The 19,276-nt window shown below is 63.5% G+C and carries 16 protein-coding genes; 6 read left to right on the plus strand and 10 right to left on the minus strand.

Going from position 1 to position 19,276, the window contains the following annotated elements; genetic code table 11:
- Positions 1 to 8: 8 nt before the first annotated feature.
- The 3 genes from RIF72_RS06600 to RIF72_RS06610 form a co-directional block, all read right to left on the minus strand.
- Positions 9 to 821, minus strand: a complete 813-nt coding sequence (locus tag RIF72_RS06600) for an ABC transporter permease (RefSeq protein ID WP_309074050.1) — start codon at positions 819 to 821, stop codon at positions 9 to 11.
- Complete coding sequence (locus RIF72_RS06605; RefSeq protein WP_375164202.1) at positions 821 to 1,789, minus strand: ATP-binding cassette domain-containing protein; 969 nt, start codon at positions 1,787 to 1,789, stop codon at positions 821 to 823. Before RIF72_RS06605 ends, RIF72_RS06600 begins: the two co-directional genes overlap by 1 nt.
- Before the next feature lie 103 nt (positions 1,790 to 1,892).
- Complete coding sequence (locus tag RIF72_RS06610; protein ID WP_309074113.1) at positions 1,893 to 2,864, minus strand: 3-methyladenine DNA glycosylase; 972 nt, start codon at positions 2,862 to 2,864, stop codon at positions 1,893 to 1,895.
- Positions 2,865 to 3,021: 157 nt separating this feature from the next.
- On the opposite strand from RIF72_RS06610, the gene RIF72_RS06615 reads away from it, so the two are divergent.
- The 5 genes from RIF72_RS06615 to RIF72_RS06635 are packed head-to-tail and all read left to right on the plus strand — an operon-like array spanning position 3,022 to position 7,951.
- Positions 3,022 to 3,414, plus strand: a complete 393-nt coding sequence (locus tag RIF72_RS06615) for a VOC family protein (RefSeq protein WP_309074052.1) — start codon at positions 3,022 to 3,024, stop codon at positions 3,412 to 3,414.
- Positions 3,415 to 3,465: 51 nt separating this feature from the next.
- On the plus strand, positions 3,466 to 4,851 hold the full coding sequence (locus RIF72_RS06620; protein WP_309074053.1) for a cystathionine beta-synthase: 1,386 nt from the start codon (positions 3,466 to 3,468) through the stop codon (positions 4,849 to 4,851).
- A 41-nt stretch (positions 4,852 to 4,892) separates the two neighbouring features.
- Entirely contained in the window at positions 4,893 to 6,056 is a 1,164-nt protein-coding gene (locus RIF72_RS06625) for a cystathionine gamma-synthase (protein WP_309074054.1), read from the plus strand.
- 45 nt (positions 6,057 to 6,101) lie between these two features.
- Positions 6,102 to 6,623, plus strand: a complete 522-nt coding sequence (locus RIF72_RS06630; protein WP_309074055.1) for a helix-turn-helix domain-containing protein — start codon at positions 6,102 to 6,104, stop codon at positions 6,621 to 6,623.
- The gene (locus RIF72_RS06635) at positions 6,620 to 7,951 is read left to right on the plus strand and encodes an MFS transporter (RefSeq protein ID WP_309074056.1); all 1,332 of its coding nucleotides are present in this window, start codon (positions 6,620 to 6,622) and stop codon (positions 7,949 to 7,951) included. Before RIF72_RS06630 ends, RIF72_RS06635 begins: the two co-directional genes overlap by 4 nt.
- Before the next feature lie 235 nt (positions 7,952 to 8,186).
- Here RIF72_RS06635 and RIF72_RS06640 read toward each other — a convergent pair whose 3' ends face one another.
- From RIF72_RS06640 to RIF72_RS06655, 4 genes are read right to left on the minus strand one after another with little or no spacing between them, the layout of a single operon-like run.
- Positions 8,187 to 11,279 carry a glycoside hydrolase family 2 TIM barrel-domain containing protein gene (locus RIF72_RS06640; RefSeq protein ID WP_309074057.1) on the minus strand — a complete coding sequence of 1,031 codons (3,093 nt, stop codon included), beginning with the start codon at positions 11,277 to 11,279 and terminating at the stop codon, positions 8,187 to 8,189.
- A complete protein-coding gene (locus tag RIF72_RS06645; RefSeq protein ID WP_309074058.1) occupies positions 11,279 to 12,199 on the minus strand; it encodes a carbohydrate ABC transporter permease in 921 nt (306 codons plus the stop codon). Before RIF72_RS06645 ends, RIF72_RS06640 begins: the two co-directional genes overlap by 1 nt.
- A complete protein-coding gene (locus tag RIF72_RS06650) occupies positions 12,196 to 13,143 on the minus strand; it encodes a sugar ABC transporter permease (RefSeq protein WP_309074059.1) in 948 nt (315 codons plus the stop codon). The genes RIF72_RS06645 and RIF72_RS06650 overlap by 4 nt, the downstream gene beginning before the upstream one ends.
- Entirely contained in the window at positions 13,140 to 14,474 is a 1,335-nt protein-coding gene (locus RIF72_RS06655; protein WP_309074060.1) for an extracellular solute-binding protein, read from the minus strand. Before RIF72_RS06655 ends, RIF72_RS06650 begins: the two co-directional genes overlap by 4 nt.
- Before the next feature lie 149 nt (positions 14,475 to 14,623).
- Between RIF72_RS06655 and RIF72_RS06660 the strand changes: the two genes are divergently transcribed.
- Positions 14,624 to 15,247, plus strand: a complete 624-nt coding sequence (locus RIF72_RS06660; RefSeq protein ID WP_309074061.1) for a TetR/AcrR family transcriptional regulator — start codon at positions 14,624 to 14,626, stop codon at positions 15,245 to 15,247.
- Between the two features lie 81 nt (positions 15,248 to 15,328).
- Here RIF72_RS06660 and RIF72_RS06665 read toward each other — a convergent pair whose 3' ends face one another.
- Genes RIF72_RS06665 through RIF72_RS06675 form a run of 3 tightly spaced genes read right to left on the minus strand, consistent with a single transcriptional unit; the run spans position 15,329 to position 19,275 of the window.
- A complete protein-coding gene (locus RIF72_RS06665) occupies positions 15,329 to 16,504 on the minus strand; it encodes an acyl-CoA dehydrogenase family protein (RefSeq protein ID WP_309074062.1) in 1,176 nt (391 codons plus the stop codon).
- Positions 16,505 to 16,546: 42 nt separating this feature from the next.
- A complete protein-coding gene (locus RIF72_RS06670; protein ID WP_309074063.1) occupies positions 16,547 to 18,073 on the minus strand; it encodes an APC family permease in 1,527 nt (508 codons plus the stop codon).
- Complete coding sequence (locus RIF72_RS06675) at positions 18,070 to 19,275, minus strand: glutathionylspermidine synthase family protein (RefSeq protein WP_309074064.1); 1,206 nt, start codon at positions 19,273 to 19,275, stop codon at positions 18,070 to 18,072. The genes RIF72_RS06670 and RIF72_RS06675 overlap by 4 nt, the downstream gene beginning before the upstream one ends.
- Position 19,276 lies beyond the last annotated feature (1 nt).

A 19,276-nucleotide genomic window follows, 5' to 3' on the forward strand; every position in this document is an offset into this window, starting at 1 on the left:
ACCTGCAGCTAGTTGGTGTTCCGGCTGATCGTCCGGATTCCCACTACAAGTCCGACGGCGGCCGTCACCACAGCGGCCAGGAGACCCCACATCGTGTCCATACCAATGCGTCCGGCAAACAACTCCCGTTCGGCATTAACCAGGTAGGTCAGGGGATTGAACAAGCTGGCAACCTTCATCCAACCGGGTCCGGCCTCGATGGGCAACATGATGCCGGAGAGGATCATGAGGGGGAACAGCAAGGTTTGTTGCACGCCCCAGAAAATCCATTCCTTGTTCTGGGACACCAAGGCAAGCGCATAGGACAACGCTCCCAGCCCGATGCCGAAGATGCCCAGGATGACCAGCCCCAACACCACGTGCAGTGGATGGAAAATGAAACCAAACGGGATGCAGACCACGGAGATCAGCAAACCCTGCAACACCAGGGGAGCCCACTCCTTCAGCGCCCGGCCAATCATGAGCGAAGACCGCGAAAGCGGTGTGGCCAATATCCGCTCATAGGAACCGGTCATGAGTTCGTACTGCAGGTTTGAGCCCGTCATGGAGGTGCCGAACAACGCGATCATCACCACCACTCCGGGAAGGAACCACTGCAGCGTGGATTGGCCTCCAAAGGCCGGAGCGCCCACGGCCGAGCCCAGCAGCGGCCCGAACAACCCCAGGAACACCAGCGGTTGGATGAGGGAGAAAATCAGCGAGAACGGATCCCGCAGAGGCAGCAGCATTTCACGCCAGAACACGAACCACGTGTCAGTGACGACGCTTCGCGGACCGCGCTTTTGGAGAGCCACACCCGGGGCAACGGCTTGTTCAATCATCAGACTTCAGCTCCTTCCCGCAGGCTGCGGCCGGTCAGTTCCAGGAAAACGTCGTCCAGTGTTGGCGGTTTCAGTTCCAGCGACTGGGCGGGAGCGCCGGCGTCGTGCATTTCCTTCAGCAACCCCGGCGCCAGTTGGGCGCCTTGGGCCAAGCGGAGACGGAACCGGACCACGCCGTCGTACGCGTTTTCCTCCATGTCGCCTTCCGAGGCGGCGCGACCCAGCAGTCCTCGCACCTCGGACGCGGAACCGGCGGCAACCTCCACGGCCAGGAGGTCCCCGGCGAGGTTGGCCTTGAGTCGTGAAGCGGTGTCGTCGGCAATGATGGTCCCGTGGTCGATCACGATGACGCGCTCGGACATGGAATCGGCCTCATCCATGTAATGGGTGGTCAGCACAATGGTGGTCCCATGCTCCTCGCGCATCCGCATGATGTGTTCCCACAGGTTGGCGCGGTTCTGGGGATCCATGCCGGTGGACGGCTCATCGAGGAACAGCAAGCCAGGGGAGTGCATCAACCCGAGGGCCACGTCCATGCGGCGTCGTTGCCCGCCGGAAAGCTTGATCACGGTGCGCTTTGCGAGGTCGGTGAGGTCCAGGGATGCCATGAGAGTTTCGGCACGGGCCTTCGCGTCCGTGGTGTTCATTCCGTAGAAGCGGCCTTGCATGATCAGTTCGTCGATCACGCGGTAACTGTGCCCGCCGCCATTGCCTTGGCCGATGTAGCCGATCCGGGCCCGCACCCCTGCGGGGTCCTTGGCCACATCGACGCCCGCCACCGTTGCCGACCCTGACGTAGGTTTCAACAAGGTGGTGAGCATCCGCAGGGTCGTGGACTTGCCGGCGCCGTTCGGGCCAAGGAAGGCGACAAGTTCGCCGGGGGCGACGTCGATGTCCACGCCCTTCACGGCCTCGACGGTTTCCTTCTTCACGGTGAAGGTCTTGGTGAGCTTGTTGGTGTGGATCACGGTCACTCCAGGGATGGCAGGTGATGGCTCCTAGGCGCCACGCTATACCCGTGAATGAAGACCGTCCATGCTCCTGCGGACAGCTCCTGTCCGCAATCAAAACTCAGTGGCCGCGGTGGTCCTGGACCGTCATCCTTGGCCCGAAAGTGGGTTTGCGGAAGCCGCTGAGATACAACATCCGCACCAGCCGCTGCCTTTGCCCGCGCCATGGTTCCAGCAGTTCGATCATCCCGGCGTCGTCCGTCTTTTGGCCCGTCAGCGCGTATCCCACGTAGGCGGCCAGATGGTAGTCGCCCACGGAGATCGAATCCGGGCAGCCGTGGGTGCGTTGGACCACTTCGGCGGCCGTCCAGATGCCGATGCCCGGAATGGTCTGCAGCTTGGCGCCGGCCTGCGTTGAGCTCAGGTCCGCCAGCCGTTCAAGCGCGACGGCGGATTGCAGCGCCCGCATCACGGTGGCCGAGCGCTGTGGTCCAACACCGGCCTTGTGCCACTCCCACGAAGGGATGGCCAGCCACTGCCTCGCAGTAGGAGGGACCAGGAGTCCAGCAGGGGCCTTGCCCGGCGCTGCCGTTCCGTGGCGATACATCAGGTAACGGTAGCCGCGCCTTGCCTCCAAAGTGGTGACTTTTTGCTCCAGGATGGTGGGCACCAGGGAGTCAACCATCCGCCCTGTGGATGGCAAGCGCAGAGTCAGGTTCCGGCGTCGTGATTCCGTGACCAACCGCGGAAGGGTGGCATGGAAGGCGGGTTCGTCAAATGCCGACCAATCGTCGTCGGCGCCGAGCAACCGCGGTACTCCGGCGACGGCGTCGTCCGCTCCCGGTCCCCAGGCTTGGGCATCAACGAAGGAATCGACTCCCACACCGCCTCCCGAAAGCCTCAACGTGACCGGCCCCGAAGCAGTGGTAAAGGCCATCCAAAAACCGCTGGTGTGCGCTGCAAAAGACGGATCCGCGTTGCCCCGCATGAGCGGAAACATGGTCCGGTCCAAGCGGAAGGAACCGCCCGGATGCCACCGAACGGCCGCATCTGCCGCGGCCGCAACAACGGGCGGGGCTTCTGCGATGGTCATGTTTTCATGGTCCCACGCCCGGCTGACAATCTGCATCCGGGGACCCCTTACGGCAACAACCGCCCGCCGCTAGACTCCCAGATGTGGCGTGGGTGGGCCGCGCCATATCCGAGGAACAAATCCCAGGAACAAATCCCAGGAACAAGGAGCACAAATCATGGCCGCCATAGTGCATTTCGAGATTCCGACGGACGATACAGGCCGGGCCAACAGTTTTTACCAGAGTGCCTTCGGCTGGAACCTGAGCCCCATGCAAGGGATGGACTACACGATCGCCATCACAGCCCCTTCCGACGAGCAGACCGGCACGCCAACGGAGCCGGGAGCCATCAACGGAGCCCTGTTCCCGCGCACGGACAATTTGAAGACCCCCATCCTCACCATCGATGTGGACGATATTGATGCCGCACTGGGGCAGATCGAGTCCGCAGGCGGCAGCGTGGTCCAGGCCAAGGACGCCGTACCCACCATGGGCTGGTACGCCTACTTCAAGGACACGGAGGGCAACGTCCTGGGTGTCTGGCAGACGGACACCTCCGCCGGGGCCTAGCGGGAGGGGCCGGGTCAAGCCCCATAGCGACCACGCGGTAACTTTGTACCTATGAAGTACGCCCAGTCCGTGTTGGACCTCATCGGCAATACGCCCCTCATCAAGCTCAACCACGTCACGGAGGGCATCAAAGCCACCGTTCTGGTGAAGCTCGAATACATCAATCCCGGCGGATCCATCAAGGACCGGATCGCCGTGAAGATGATCGAAGATGCGGAAAAGGACGGCCGGCTCAAACCGGGCGGAACCATCGTAGAGCCGACGTCGGGCAACACGGGAGTGGGGCTGGCGCTCGTAGCCCAGCAAAAGGGCTACAAGTGCGTTTTTGTGGTGCCGGACAAAGTGGGCGAGGACAAGCGCGCCGTGCTTCAGGCGTACGGTGCCGAAGTTGTGGTGACGCCTACCGCCGTCGCGCCCGACAGCCCGCAGAGCTACTACGGTGTCTCGGACCGCTTGGTCAAGGAGATCCCGGGCGCCTTCAAGCCGGACCAGTTCTCCAACCCCGCCGCTCCCGGCAGTCATTTCGAGTCCACGGGCCCGGAAATCTGGCAGGACACAGACGGGCGGGTGACGCACGTGGTCATCGGCGCCGGCACCGGCGGCACCATCACCGGCACAGGTCGCTACCTCAAGCAAGTCTCGGCGGACCGTGCCGAGTCCGACGGCGGCCCGGTCAAGGTCATCGGCGCGGATCCGGAAGGCTCGGTCTACTCAGGCGGAACCGGCCGGCCCTACTTCGTGGAAGGCGTGGGCGAGGACATGTGGCCCGGCAACTACGATCCCGCCGTCCCGGACCACGTCATCGCCGTATCAGACGCCGACTCCTTCACCATGACCCGCCGCCTTGCCCGGGAAGAGGGCCTCTTGGTGGGCGGTTCCTCCGGCATGGCCGTGGTCGCGGCGCTCCAGGCTGCCAAGGACCTGGACGAGTCAGCCGTTGTAGTGGTGATACTCCCGGATTCCGGCCGCGGCTACCTTGCCAAGATTTTCAACGACCAATGGATGCGTTCCTACGGCTTCCTCTCCGGCGGCGAAGAAGCTTCCGTGGGCGAGGTGCTCAAGTCCAAGACTGGCGAAATGCCGGACCTGGTCCACATCCACCCGAATGAAACCGTCCGCGACGTCATCAACATCATGAACGAGTTCGGCGTCTCCCACATCCCGGTGCTCTCGCAGGAGCCACCGGTGGTGATGGGCGAGGTCATGGGTGCCGTGGACGAGCGCAGCCTCACCAGCAAGCTGTTCCGTGGGGAAGCGAAGCTGACGGACATGATCTCCGAACATATGGGGGACAGGCTCCCCGTAATCGGCTCGCTGGAAACCATTTCCGCCGCGCGTGAGCTGCTGTCCGACGTCGATACCGTGATGGTGACATTCGTTGGCGCCCCGGTGGGCATCCTGACGCGCCACGACCTTTTGGCGTACCTGAGCAATTAAGCGCCGCCCTGATCCAACCCTTCAAACCCAGAGGAGCTTCCATGTCTGCCAGCAACAACGCCGGGTTCAACACGCGCGCCGTCCACGCCGGACAGGCCTTCGAGCCGGTGACCGGTGCTGTGGTGCCCCCGCTGCACTTCAGCTCCACGTACGCCCAAGACGGCATCGGCAACCTGCGCTCAGGTTATGAATACGGCCGCGGCGGCAACCCCACCCGCGACGCACTCCAGGAGCAGCTTGCCGCGCTTGAAGGTGGAACCGCTGCGTTTTCCTTCGGCTCCGGCCTTGCAGCCGAGGACTCCCTGATCCGGGCCCTCGCCCGGCCAGGGGATCACATTGTCCTGGGCAACGACGCCTACGGTGGAACCTACCGCTTGATCAACCGCGTGCTGGGTGATTGGGGCATCGGCAACACGCCCGTGGACATGTCCGACCTCGACGCCGTAGCCGCTGCTGTTGCGGCCAACAAGACGCGAATGGTGTGGGTGGAGACGCCGTCCAACCCGATGATGAAGATCACCGACATCGAGGCACTCGCCGTCTTAGCGCACGACGCCGGTGCCCTCCTGGTGGTGGACAACACCTTCGCGTCCCCCTACTTGCAGACCCCGCTCGCCTTGGGCGCCGATGTGGTGGTCCACTCCACCACCAAGTACATCGGCGGCCACTCCGACGTTGTGGGTGGCGCGATCGTGGTCAAAGACGATGAGCTGGCAGAGAAGATCGGTTTCATCCAGTTCGCCGTCGGTGCCGTCTCGGGGCCAATGGATGCCTTCCTGACAACCCGTGGCCTGAAGACGCTGGGCGTTCGCATGGACCGCCACAGCGAGAACGGCCAGGCGGTGGCCGAATGGTTGCTGCAGCGTCCCGAGGTTGAAGCCGTGCTCTACCCGGGCCTCCCGGACCACCCCGGACACGAGCTCGCGGCCAAGCAGATGAAGAAGTTCGGCGGCATGGTCTCCGTACAGTTCAAGGGTGGCGAAGCGGCTGCACGCACGGTTGCTGAATCCACTTCGGTGTTCACGCTTGCGGAATCGTTGGGCGGCATCGAGTCCCTCATGAACTACCCCTCGGAGATGACACACGCTTCTGTGAAGGGTACCGAGCTGGCTGTCCCGGTGAACCTCCTCCGCCTTTCCTGCGGAATCGAAGAAGTCGAGGACCTGATAGCGGACCTTGAGCAGGCCTTTGCCAAGATCGGCTGAGGCAACACCTGGCTTTCTTTAGGGAAGTCAGCTAGTTTTGTGCGCATGCCTCTTCGTTCCGACTGGTCTGCCCGCACGTGCAGCCTCGCCCGCGGCCTGGATGTCCTCGGCGATCCCTGGGGGAGCCTGGTCCTCCGCGAAATCTTTTTCGGCAACGGACGCTTCGATGCCATCAAGCAACGCCTCGAGGTAGCAGACAATGTCCTCAGCAAACGCCTGGGATGGCTCCTCGACGCCGGACTGCTCGCCCAACGCCCCTACCAGGACGGCACGCGCACACGGCAGGAATACGTCCTCACACCTAAGGGCGAGGACGCGCTTCCAGTGCTCAACGCCATCATCATCTGGGCGGAGAAGCACCTGGAAGCTCCCAACGAGGTGTCCCATATGAAGGTCATCCACACTGACTGCGGGCAAGCCACGTTGTCGGCGGACACATGCACCAACTGCGGGGCCCCGCTGACTGCCGGTAACACCAGCTGGCATAGCCTCAAACGCAGCGACCATCCACTCCCACTCGCCACTGCACCCGGCACAGCTTCCCCTGAAACGGAGATCCCCGCATGACCGCTCCCGACGTCACTGGGGCACCGCCCGAAAAAACCGGGACGCCTGCCGGCAAGAACCGCCGTCTCCACCCCGCCTGGATCGTTGCTGCAGTTGCCTTCCTGGCGCTGGTTGGAGCCGCAGGCTTCCGTGCGGCACCCGGGGTGCTCATGGTCCCGTTGCAGGAGGAGTTCGGCTGGTCCACCACGATCCTCTCCTTGGCCGTCAGCATCAACCTGGTTTTGTTCGGCTTGACGGCCCCGTTCGCTGCGGCCCTCATGGAACGCTTCGGCATCAGGAAGGTCACCTCGCTGGCCCTGTGTCTCATCGGGCTCGGGTCAGCATTGACCGTCTTCGTGAACCAGTCCTGGCAGATCCTGCTCACCTGGGGACTGCTGATCGGCCTGGGCACCGGTTCCATGGCCCTCGTATTCGCTGCGACCATCGCCAACACCTGGTTCGCCAAGAGCCGGGGCCTGGTCATTGGCATCCTGACCGCAGGAAGTGCCGCCGGACAGTTGGTGTTCCTGCCGTTTATCGCCGCGCTTGCCCAGAACCCGGGCTGGCGAGGCGCTTCCTTGCTCATCGCTGCCGGTGCGCTCGCGGTGGTTCCGCTGGTGCTGCGCTGGCTGCGGAACTCGCCCGCCGACGTCGGGGTCCTGCCCTTCGGTGCGGAGGAACCTGCCGCTGTGGCTAAGTCGCCGGACTCTGAGGATTCCCCCAATGCGGCGATCCGTGCCCTGCAGGTCCTCAAACGGGCAGCTAAAGTCCGCACATTCTGGGCCTTGGCTGCGGGTTTCGCGATTTGTGGAGCCACCACCAATGGCCTTATCGGCACGCACTTCATTCCATCGGCGCACGATCACGGGATGCCCGAAACCACGGCGGCAGGTTTGTTGGCCGTCGTCGGAATTTTCGACATCGTGGGGACCATCGCGTCCGGTTGGCTGACCGACCGCTTCAACCCCAAGGTCCTGCTGGCCGTGTACTACCAGTTCAGGGGGATCGGCCTGCTGGTGCTGCCGCTGCTGCTGGGCTCGTCAGTGGAGCCGAGCATGATCATCTTCGTTGTGGTCTACGGGCTCGACTGGGTTGCCACTGTGCCGCCCACTGCAGCAATTTGCCGATCGGTTTTCGGTGCCGATGGTTCGGTAGTCTTCGGCTGGGTCTTCGCGGCTCACCAGCTCGGGGCTGCCGTTGCCGCCCTCCTGGCCGGCTTCATCCGCGATGCCACCGGGCACTACAACTACGCCTGGCTCGGCGCAGCTGCGATGTGCACGGTGGCCGCGGTGATCAGTGCCACCATCCGCAAGGACCCCGTGAAGAAGGAACCCGTAGCGGTCGCCTGACAACACGATCCCCGCAGATGTTGTGGGGCCCGCTCTGCGCGTTATATGTGCCTGGAAGCACGCAGAGCAGGCCCCGCAACGGGGTTCCGGCGGGTTGTGGGGCCCGCTCTGCGCAGTATTCGTCCCCGAAAGCACGCAGAGCAGGCCCCGCAACGGGGGCCAGCCGGGTTGCGAGGCCCGCTCTGCGCAGTATTCGTCCCCGAAAGCACGCAGAGCAGGCCCCGCAACGTGAGGTTTAGCCCGCTTCGGTAACCCGGAACGTCAGCGTCCGCGCTTCCGGGCGCAACGCGTACTCCGGCCACACGTCGGGTCCACAGGCCCTTGACCCCAGCCCGTGCTGGACGGCATCAAGGTACAAGTAGCTGCCCTTGCTCGCCGGCAACTCGTGAGGATGCGCTGCCGCGGAGATCTCTTGGGCTGTGTGCCGGGAGAGCGTGAAGCCGGGCAAACGTCCGCGTGAGTCGGGAACCGCGTCGAGCTGCAGCCAGGAAGCGCTATTGTTCAGCAGATCCAGCGTCCGGACAGCGCTTCGGTGGCCCGTCTCCTGCGGCTTGGCGTAATTCACCGAAAGCTCGTCGATGCCCGCAGAGTAGCGGCCCACAAGGGCCGCGTGCATGCTGTCCGGGTAGGACTCACGGGGGCCGGCGCCGAACCACGAGGCACCATCCACCGAGCCGGGCAGATCAAAGCGCACCCCCACCCGCGGCCAAATCATGTCCCATCCTGCGCTCGGAACAATGTCCAAGCGGAGCCACAGTTCGCCGTCGGATAGCTGCCAGCTCTCCTCCACAGACACCCAATGCGCGGCGTCTGCTGCGGCGTAACGGGTGCGGGTCAGCACACTGCTTTCGCTGGCTGAGACCTTTTCCACCCGGGCCGTGATCCTGTCCAAACCGGCACGGCGCCACACCTTTTCCATCGAAGGTGCAGCAACGCCATCGCCGTTATTGAGCCAAGGATCGGCGAGGTCGTAGCTGCCGCGGCCGGCACCGGCGTCGTTATCCGTGGGAGCACGCCATAGCTCCAGCCGCGGCCCGGACACCGGCAGCCCCGCGAGCGACACCAAGCGACCATCCTCAAATACACCAGGACCCAGCGAGACGGTCCCGGAAACCTGCGAAGCTGCCCGTCCAGCCGATGCCAGGGGGCGAGGGGTCGTCAGGCGGGGACGTGCTGCGGTCAGTTCCAGCTGCGCGGCAGAGATGACATGCCCTGCTTCGGCCCAGGCCGTGTCCTTTCGAAGTGCCACCTCCACGGTCAGCCACTGCTCGCCAACTCCAGAGCCAAGTTCCACAACATCAAATTCAGGCAGCTCGATATGCGCCGAATCCCCGGCGGCGAGGGAGGCTCCCGCTTCAGTGACGACGTCGATTTCGCCCGAAGCGGTCATCACACCGTCTGCCTCTGTACGCCAGCGCAGTACGACGTCGGACGTATCTGCCGTGTGCCGCAGGTTGGCGACCGAAACGAAGCTCCGGGGGCCGCCGTCGTGGTTTTCCGTGCTGAAGCCCAGGCGCAGGGGAGCGACAATCTGCTTGTACTCAAAGAGTCCCGGGCTGGGCGTGGAGTCAGAGAGGACCATCCCGTCCATCACAAAATTGCCGTCGTGGACAACCTCGCCGAAGTCCCCGCCGTAGGCGAAGAACTCTGTGCCGTCGGCCGTGGTGGTGCGGATGCCGTGGTCCCGCCACTCCCAGACGAATCCGCCGTGCAGCCGCGGGTAGCGGTCCACCAGGTCCTCGTACTGGTCGATGGCGCCGGGCCCGTTGCCCATGGCGTGGACGTACTCGCACAGGATGAACGGTTTGGTGCGCTGTCGTGCGGACTCCGCAGCGGAGCAGCCCAGCAACAGCGAACCGGAATCGTCGCGGCCGATCGCCTCAGTCTCAGGAACCGAGGAGTACATGCGCGAGTACACGTCTGTGTAAGCGCCGCTGTAGTCGCCCTCGTAGTGGACGGGCCGCCCGGTATCGCGGGCGTGCGTCCACGCGGACATCGCAGCGAGGTTGGCGCCCGTTCCGGACTCGTTGCCCAAGGACCACATGACGATTGAAGGGTGGTTCTTGTCCCGCTCCACCGTCCGCTCCATGCGGTCCATGTACGCCTCCCGCCAGGCGGGGTCGTCACTGGGGTTGCCTACCCAGCCGTGCCGTTCAAAGCCGTGCGTTTCAAGGTCGCACTCCAGGATCACCCAAAAGCCCATCTCGTCCGCGATGTCCAGCAAACGAGGATGCGGAGGGTAATGGCTGGTTCGGATCGCGTTGACATTGAACCGCTTCATCAGGGCGAGGTCGGCGCGGGCAAAGTCTTCGTCGAACACGCGGCCGCGGTCAGGATGCGTCTCATGGCGGTTCACGCCGTGGAACACCACACGACGGCCGTTCACCAGGAACTGATCGCCCTTGATCTCCACGGTCCGGAAACCAAGGCGCAGCGAAACGGTCTCGCCTGCGCTTTCCACCACTGCGTTATAGAGGCGCGGAACCTCTGCGGACCAGGGTTCGACGCCGGTGATCGCCACCGGGGCGACGTCGGCAGGGGAGTTCCAGACGACGTCGACGTCCAGTTCCGGGACGGATAGCCTAAGCGGGAAGGCCGCCTTGTCCGCTGAAATCTCAGAATCAATGGTGCCTGAGCCGGCGGTGTAGGACGTCCGTAGCCAGACGTCGTCGATCCCCTTCTTGGGGCGGGCCTGGAGGGTGACGTCGCGGAAGATGCCCGGCAGCCACCACTGATCCTGGTCCTCCACGTAGCTCGAAGCCGACCATTGATGGACCCGGACAGCCAGCACGTTGTGGCCCGGGCGGGCGGCAACAGTGACGTCGAATTCCTGGGCCAGCCGACTGCCTGTTCCCACTCCGATCTCGCTGCCGTTGAGCCATACCTTGTAGCGGGATTCGACGCCGTCGAACCTCAGCACGATGCGCTCGGCTTCGCTCCAATCCGCTGGCAGATCGAAGGCTCTCCGGTAGTCACCGGTGGGGTTCTCGTCCGGGACGTGGGGTGCGTCCGTGGGAAAGGGGAACTGGACATTGGTGTAGATGGGGCGACCGTAGCTGCCGTCCCCCTCCAAAACCCAGTGAGCCGGAACCGGGATCCGGTCCCAGCCGGAGTCGTCCAACCCTTCCTCGGCGAAGCCTTCGATTGCCTCTCCCGCGGGAAGGACACCCCGTCCGCCGGGGGTTCCGGGCGCACCGGGGAGAAGCCGGAAACGCCATTGGCCGTTGAGGGACAGCGTGGGCGCGTCAGTGTGCAGCCAGGAGCGGGCCGGGAGCCTCTTGCCGGTCCCAGGACCGGTATCAGTGATGTAGTTGGCGGTGTTGGTCATTACTTAACGGCTCCTTCTGTCAGCCCGCCGCGCCAGAAGCGCTGCAGGACAACCATGGCGATGCTGAGCGGAATGATGGATAGCAGCACCCCGCCTGTGGTTAGTTCGTAAAATTCGGGCAGACGGTCAACCTGGCTGAGCCAGTTGTTCAGGCCCAGGGTTATGGGATACAGCTCTGCGTCGGACAGCATGACCAGCGGCAGGAAGTAGTTGTTCCAGATGCCCACCAGCTGGAACAGGAAAACGGTGACCAAGGCCGGCGTCAGTACCTTGAGCCCAATGGTGTGGAAGATGCGGAGCTCGCCGGCGCCGTCGATCCTGGCGGCCTCGATCAGCGAGGTATCAACAGTGGCCTGGGCGTAGATGCGGCAGAGGAACAGCCCGAAAGGGGAGACCAGCGATGGCAGCAGGACACTCCAGTAGGTGTTCGCCAAGCCCATCTGGCTAAACAGCAGGAACAGCGGCAGGGCAGTGGCGGTGCCGGGAACAAGCACGCCGCCAAGGATGGTGCCGAATACCAGGTTGCGTCCGCGGAATTCGTACTTGGCCAAGGCATACCCACCTGCTGCGGCAAAGTACGTGGCCAGGAGCGCTCCGACGCCGGCATAGACCGCCGAATTCAAGAACCAGCGGCCAAAAATCCCGTTGTCATAACTGACCACGCGGCCGATGTTCTCCCAGAGAGAGAACGTGGGGGCGAACCAGAAGCCGTTGGTGGAAAAGAGATCGGTGGTGGACTTCGTGGACGCGACGAAGACCCAGTACACGGGAATCAGGAAGTACAAGGCGACCACCACCAAAAGTGCGGTGACGATGATGGTGGATGACCGTCGTCTTCCGGCTGAGCGGTCCGGGCCTGCCAAAGCCTTGCTGCGGACGGCGGTGGTGGTGGGCTTCGTGGCGGTGGCGGTGGCGGTCATGAGGACTTCCTGTTCGTCAGTGCGAGGAAGGCGAAGGAAAGGGCGAATGCGGCCACGGCGATGATGACCGACTGGGCTGCAGCGACGTTGTAGTCGTTGTAGGCAAAGGCCGTTGTGTAGGCGCTGAGGTTGGGTGTGTACTGGCTGTCGATCGCCGGAGCCACCGTCTTGAGGACTTGCGCCTCAGCGAAGAGCTGCAAGGTTCCGATGATGGAGAACACCGTGGTGAGCATGAGGGCCGGACGAATAAGGGGGAGCTGGATGCTCCGGGCGACGCGCCACGTGGAGGCGCCATCCACCTTGGCGGCCTCGTAGAGTTCCACCGGGATGGCTTTCAGTTGCGCAACGATGATCAGCATGTTGTAGCCCGTGTAGCTCCACGTGACGATGTTCGCGATGGACCACAGCACGCTGTTCGCGCCGAGGAAATCAGGGGTCAGGCCAACAACCTTGGCCACGTCAAACAACGGGCTGAGACCGGGCACGTACAGGAAGGACCACAGAATGGTGGCGATGACACCCGGCACGCCGTAAGGGAGGAAGTAGGCGGCACGGAAGAACCCCGGCCATTTCGCGGAGGCCGATTCCAGCATGAGGGCCAACGCCGTGCACAGGACGATCATGACGGGCACCTGGACTACCCCGAACAGCAGCATTCGGCCGATGGAGGCGACGAAGCTGCCGTCGGCAAGGGCCTGGGCGTAGTTGTTGAAGCCGGCGAACTCGCTGGTCACGCCAGCCTCGCCGAAGAGTCCGCTGCGGGTCACTTTGGTGAAGCTGGACATGATGGCCACAACGATGGGCAGCAGGAAGGTGAGGACGAAGAGCCCCAGGAAAGGTGCCAGCAAGAGCCAGGGTGCGCGTGCGGCAGCACCGGCCCGTTTGCTGGCCCGGCTTGGTGCGGCGGGGTGCTGGACGGTGGGTGCGGTGCGGGTGGTGGTCATGCCGTTTCCTTCCGGATGTTGAGGCCCTTGTTCTTGAAAACGGTCATGATTTGCTGCTCCGAAGCGGCAATGGAATCCACCAATGAGGTCCCGAAGGCCTTCTTGCGGAAACCGTCGCTGAGAATGTTGAAGGACTGCTGGGTTACGGGCCACCAGGACCAGTCCGGGTTCTGCTGTTGGGTAGCCGGGACGAAGACTTCCTCGTTGTAGCGCTGGCCGCCGAAGAACGCCGAGGGTTGTTGCCGCTCCGTGCCGATGAACTCGGGGTTGGGTGACCAGCCGATGCCGCTGTTCTTGATCTGGGCGTCGATTCCCTCTTTGGACGTAGTCAGCCACACTGCGAACTCGACTGCTTCCTTCGGGTGCTTACTATTGGCCAGGACTGCCGCCGTGGAACCGCCGAGGTAGCTTGAGCCGAAGCCCGTATCGCCCCAGGTGGGCATCGGAGTTGCGCGCCACTTTCCTTCGGAACCGCTGACACCCTGAACCAACGCATCGCCCCAGCTGCCGGTTATGGTCGAGGCAATCCCGCCCTTGGCGGCAGCCGCAAACCAGCCCGGGGAGAAGGCTCCATACGCGGTGGTGACGAGGTCGTCGTCGATCGCTTTGTCGAAGAAGCGCGCGGTGTTGAGCGTGGCGTCGTCGGTCATGTTGATGACCCAGCCATCCTCCTCCGGGCGCAGCCACTGCGCGCCGGCCTGCCCGGCGAAAGAGGCGAATGGAGAGGCATCACTGATGGGGAAACAGTCCAGGTAGCTGTCCACGGAGCGAAGTTCGGCGGCCAGCGCAGCCCATTCGTCCCAGGTTTTCGGAGCGACTCCGCCCACCTTGTCCAGGACGGCCGGTTGGAAGAACATGCCCATGGGCCCCGCGTCCTGGGGGATGCCGTAGACGCCCCCTGTGTAGCTGACTTGCTTCCACAGTGTGGGGTCGTACAAGTGGGCGTGGTCATTGGCGCCATAGCGGGACACATCAACCAGGCCGTTGACCAGCATGAACTCCGGGATGGAACGGAACTCCACCTGGGCCAAGTCCGGTCCGCCTCCCGCTGCCAAGGCCGAGTAAATCTTCTGATATCCGCCGTTGTTGCCGCCCGGGATCCACACCACGTCCACCTGGATGTGCGGATTGGCTGCGTTCCAGACGTCGGCGACTTTCTGGAAGTCCTTGAGCCAGGCCCAGTAGGTCAGTCGCACGGGCTCGCCGGCCGCGGGGATGGTTGGGGCAGCGTTGACGGACTGTGTTCCTGGGGTAGCGCACCCGGTCAGCAGGCCCATGGCTGCTGTGCCCAGGCCTGCGCCCAGGAGTTGTCTTCGCGTGAATCGGGTCATGAGCCTTCACCTCTTCGTGTCAGGTTGACGATGACGCGGGCTTGGATTCGTGGATCCTGCCGCGACAAGTGTGACCACGGTAACAGAAAATTCGAGTAGTTACTCGAATTTCATTTTGGACCCTCAACACGCATGTACACTGGCTAGCCATGACCACAAAGGACGTGGGTCGCGCAGCGCGGCGGGGCCCCTACGCGAAATCCGAAGAACGGCGCCGGACCATCCTCGATGCTGCCCATGAGGTGTTTGCTGCCCACGGTTATCGTGGTGGATCCCTCCAGGATGTTGCCGACAAAGTAGGCCTGAGCCAAACCAGCCTGCTGCACTATTTCCCGTCCAAGCGCGATCTCCTGATGGCAGTCCTGGAGCGCCGCGACGAAATCACCGGTGACGCCTTCCCGGACGACATGGAAGAGGGCTTGGTTGACTCGGTGATCCGTACGGCGCTCTTCAACGAGAACATCCCTGGCGTGGTTGAGTTGTACACCGTTTTGTGCGCGGAGTCCGTCACCGATTCGCACCCCGGGCGGGTCTACTTCACCGAACGTTTCGAACGTCTCCGCAAAAGCTATGCGCGGCGGTTTGCCGAGCTGGCTGCCCAAGGCAGGCTCCGCTCCGACGTCGATCCTGACGTAGCTGCCATGTCCCTGGTTGCCCTGTGGGACGGGCTTCAGACGCAATGGCTGCTGGCCCCCGACGAAGTGGACGTGGTCAAGGGCTTGCGCGGCTACTTTGATCTGGTGGTGCTCCCCGAACCCTCACCCGACCCCTAACCCGACCCCTCACCCAACTGAGTCGCAGTTCAGGTCGTTCTCAGACCTGAAAACGACCTGATCTGCGACCTACTTGGGGGGCTAGCCGCGGAAAGCTCCGATGCCCGTGATGTGCTGCCCCAGGATCAGGGTGTGAACCTCATCCGTGCCCTCGTAGGTCCGGACCGACTCAAGGTTGTTGGCGTGTCGGAGCGGTGAGTAGTCAAGTGTGACGCCGTTACCGCCAAGGATGGTGCGGGCCTCGCGGGCGATTTTGATGGCTTCGCGGACGTTGTTCAGTTTGCCCATGGAAATCTGTTGGGGCTGAAGGTGGCCGGCGTCCTTCAAACGGCCCAGGTGAAGGGCCAACATGGTGCCCTTCTGGATCTCCACCAGCATGTTCACCAGCTTCTCCTGGGTCAGCTGGTAACCAGCCAAGGGCCGTCCGAACTGCAAACGTTCACTCGCGTAGGAAAGTGCAGCTTCGTACGAGTCGCGCGCAGCTCCCATGGCACCCCACGCGATACCGTAGCGCGCCTCGTTCAAGCAGGAGAACGGTCCTCGGAGTCCAAGGGCACCCGGGAGGATGGCCTCGGTCCCCAGCCTCACGCCGTCGAACTTTACATCGCACTGAACCGAAGCGCGCATGGAGAGTTTCGGCTCGATGGGTGTCGCGGTCACGCCGGGGGTTCCGGCGGGAACAAGGAACCCGTGGATTCCGTCCTCGGTGTTCGCCCACACCACCATGACGTCCGCAATCGACGCGAGTCCGATCCAGCGTTTGGCCCCGTCCAAGACCCAGCCATCGGGGGTTTCACGGGCAAATGTTGTCATGGAGGACGGGTCCGACCCCGCCGTGGGCTCCGTCAGTGCGAAGCAACCGATCAGCTCGCCGGCAGCCATCCGCGGCAGCCACTGCTCTTTCTGCGCCTCCGAGCCCCACTTATGGATCGCCGTCATGGCCAAGGAGCCCTGCACCGAGACGAAGGTGCGGATCCCCGAATCGCCAGCCTCCAGTTCCATTGCGGCAAGGCCATATTCGACGGCGGTCCGCCCGGGACAGCCGTAACCCTCCAAATGCATGCCAAGGACACCGAGCTCGCCCAACTCCGGGGCGAGCTCGGGTGGGAAATGAGCGTCCTCATACCAGCGCGCGATGTTCGGACGGATCCGTTGCGCCGTGTAGTCGCGAACCCGGTCGCGGAGGGCCAGCTCGTCCGCAGTCAGCAGGGAATCGAGGGCAAGGACGTCGGAGGTGTTCGTCGTTGAATCGCTCATTCCAGCATCCTAGGTGGCTAACCCACCGGCAGGCACGGCAGCCTACTCGCCGCGGACCGCCCCAACCTCTGCGCGCTCTCCCGTGAAGTAGCCACGGGTGGAGGGTGCGAAGCGGCACACCACGGCTAAAACCACGCCCAGAGCCAGCAGCAGCACGCCGCTGACGAAGGCCCCGCCGATGCCAAAGATCTGCGTGTCGCCATACGCCGGATCCCACATCTGGACTGCGGAGATGAAGAACGCCACGGTGAGGGACAGCGCACCGAGGAACGGCAGGATGCCTCGGAACCACAGGTTCCGCGCCGAGTCCCGGAGCGTGGAGCGGAAGAACCACACACAGGAGAAGCCGGTCAGTGCGTAGTAGAACGCGATGAACAGGCTGATGGCGCTGATGGAGTCCGAGAGCAGGTTTTCGCTGAGGAAGCTCATGGCCACGTAATAAACCACGGCCACCGCACCCATCACCTGAGTGGAGAAGCCCGGCGTCATGAAGCGCTCGTGGACCTTGCCGAATCTGGGCGGCAGCGCACCGTGGACGCCCATGGACAGGGTTCCGCGGGCAGTCGGGAGGATGGTGGTCTGTGTGGAGGACAGAACGGATGCCAGCACAGCCACGATGATCAGCCAGCCCCAAGGGCCCAACACAACGTCCTTCATGGCAAGGAAGACGTCGTCCTGGTTTGCTTCATTGCCCAGCCCGATACCGTCGGTACCGATCGTGGCGTACATCATCACCAGGAGGGCCACGGAAACGTAGATCGCCACCAGGACAGAGGCCGAGATCACGGCGCCACGGCCGGGGGTCTTGGCCGGGTTATCAGTCTCCTCGTTCAGCGCCAGGCACGTGTCCCAGCCCCAATAAATGAACAGGGCAAGCAGGACGCCGTGGACCACCGCACCGGGGTCGGCAAAAGCGCCGGCAGGGTTGAACCACTCGAAATCGAAGGCCTGCCCCTCAGGCGCTCCACCTGCTATGCGGAAAATAATGGCGACCGCAAAGATGCCCAGCGAGATGTACTGGATGTAGGTCAGGGTGCGCTGAACGTGCTCGCCCAGCCGGATTCCGCGATGGTTCACGTACGTCATGAACACGATGAACAGCACGCCGGTAGCGGTCACGAGCCAGGTGTTGTCGGCCAAGGAACCGTCGCCGATCAACAGCCACAGGTACTTGCCCGCGATTTGCGCCAGGTTGGCCAGCACCACCACTCCCGCGAGGGCCACACCCCAGCCGCCCAGCCAACCGGCCCACGGCCCGAAGGCTTTCCGGGCCCAGAAGAACGTAGTGCCGCAGTCGGGCATGGCGCTGTTCAGCTCACGGAACGCGTAAGCAATGAACAGCACAGGGATGAAGCCGAGGATCAGGATCAGGGGAGTGTAGTTGCCGTTGACCGCCACAATGAGGCCCAGCGTGGCCGCCAGCGAGTAGACGGGCGCGGTGGACGCAAGACCCAGCATGACGGAGTCGCCCAGGTCCAGGATCCCCGCGTGGAGGCCTTTGGAAGGTACGACGGCGGTACGGTCGCCGCCCGCTGGGCCGCCACCCGGCGTCGAAGTTTCAGTGCTCATAGTGCAGCTCCGTAGGAAGTAGCAGGGGGCGCAATGGGCGCCGGGGCGTCGATGGTGTTGGGGACAAAGCGGCAGAAGTAGTCCGTGATGGGGCCGTCGGATTCACGGATGCCGCAGCCCACGGATTCGCCATCCACTACCCAGAGACCCAGCACCGGGTGGTTCCCGTCGAAGTCGGGGAGGGAATGGTACTGCTGGAAGCACCAGCCTTCGCGCCCGTAACCACCGGGCTGCTGGATCTCGATGCCCGGGGCGTGGATGCGGATGTTGTCGCCTTCACGTCCATGCAGCGGCTTGGCCACCCATTCCTTGAGGGGACCTGGATCGCCGAGGTAGGCGGGAAGCAGGTTTTCGTGGTCGGGGTAGAGATGCCATAGCGCAGCGAGCAAGGCTTTGTTGGACAGCAGCATCTTCCAGGCCGGCTCAACCCAGCGGGGGTTGTGGGCGCGCTGGAGGAGGCGGTGTCCGAACGGCTCCTTCATCATCAGTTCCCACGGGTACAGCTTGAACATGGTGCTGATCATGAAGTTGTCCAGGTCCACGAACCGGTTCAGGTTGGGATCCCAGCCGATATCGGACATGTTGATGCCAATGGTGGTCCACCCGCCTTGGCTTGCGACATCGCGCATGTAGGCCGCAGTCATCCAGTCCTCGCCGGATTCCTCCGCCTCCGAGTGGGCAACGTGCAGAGTGCTCATGCCGGTACGGAATTGCAGCTTCTTCCACTGACGGATCAGGGCCTCATGGATTCCGTTCCACTGGTCCTTCTCGGGGAAAACGTCCTGCAGCCAGAACCACTGGGCCACGGAGGCTTCGATCAGTCCGGTGGGGGTATCGGCGTTGTACTCCAGCATCTTGGCCGGACCACCCTTGCCGTCATAGATGAAGTCGAAGCGGCCGTAAATGTCCATGTCCGCGGCCAGCAGTGATTCGCCGGCGAGTTCCAACGCCTGCTGCCCGATGCCTATATCGCCCATGGCCCCGGTGGCGAGGTACTTCGCGGCCTCCAAGCACATGATGTGCATGTCCTCGGCGGTCTTCTCGAGGGTTTCCACTTCGTCTTCGGTGAACTCGTAGTAGGCCGATTCGTTCCAGTATTCGATTTTCCGGCCATCGGGCATGGTGGTAGTGGAAAATACCAGGCCCTGTTCTTCGATCTTTTGCTTCCAGTCCGGTCTGGGCTTGGAGGGCAGTCGACGCACG

The sequence above is a fragment of the Paenarthrobacter sp. genome (assembly GCF_031180005.1).
Lineage (GTDB): Bacteria > Actinomycetota > Actinomycetes > Actinomycetales > Micrococcaceae > Arthrobacter.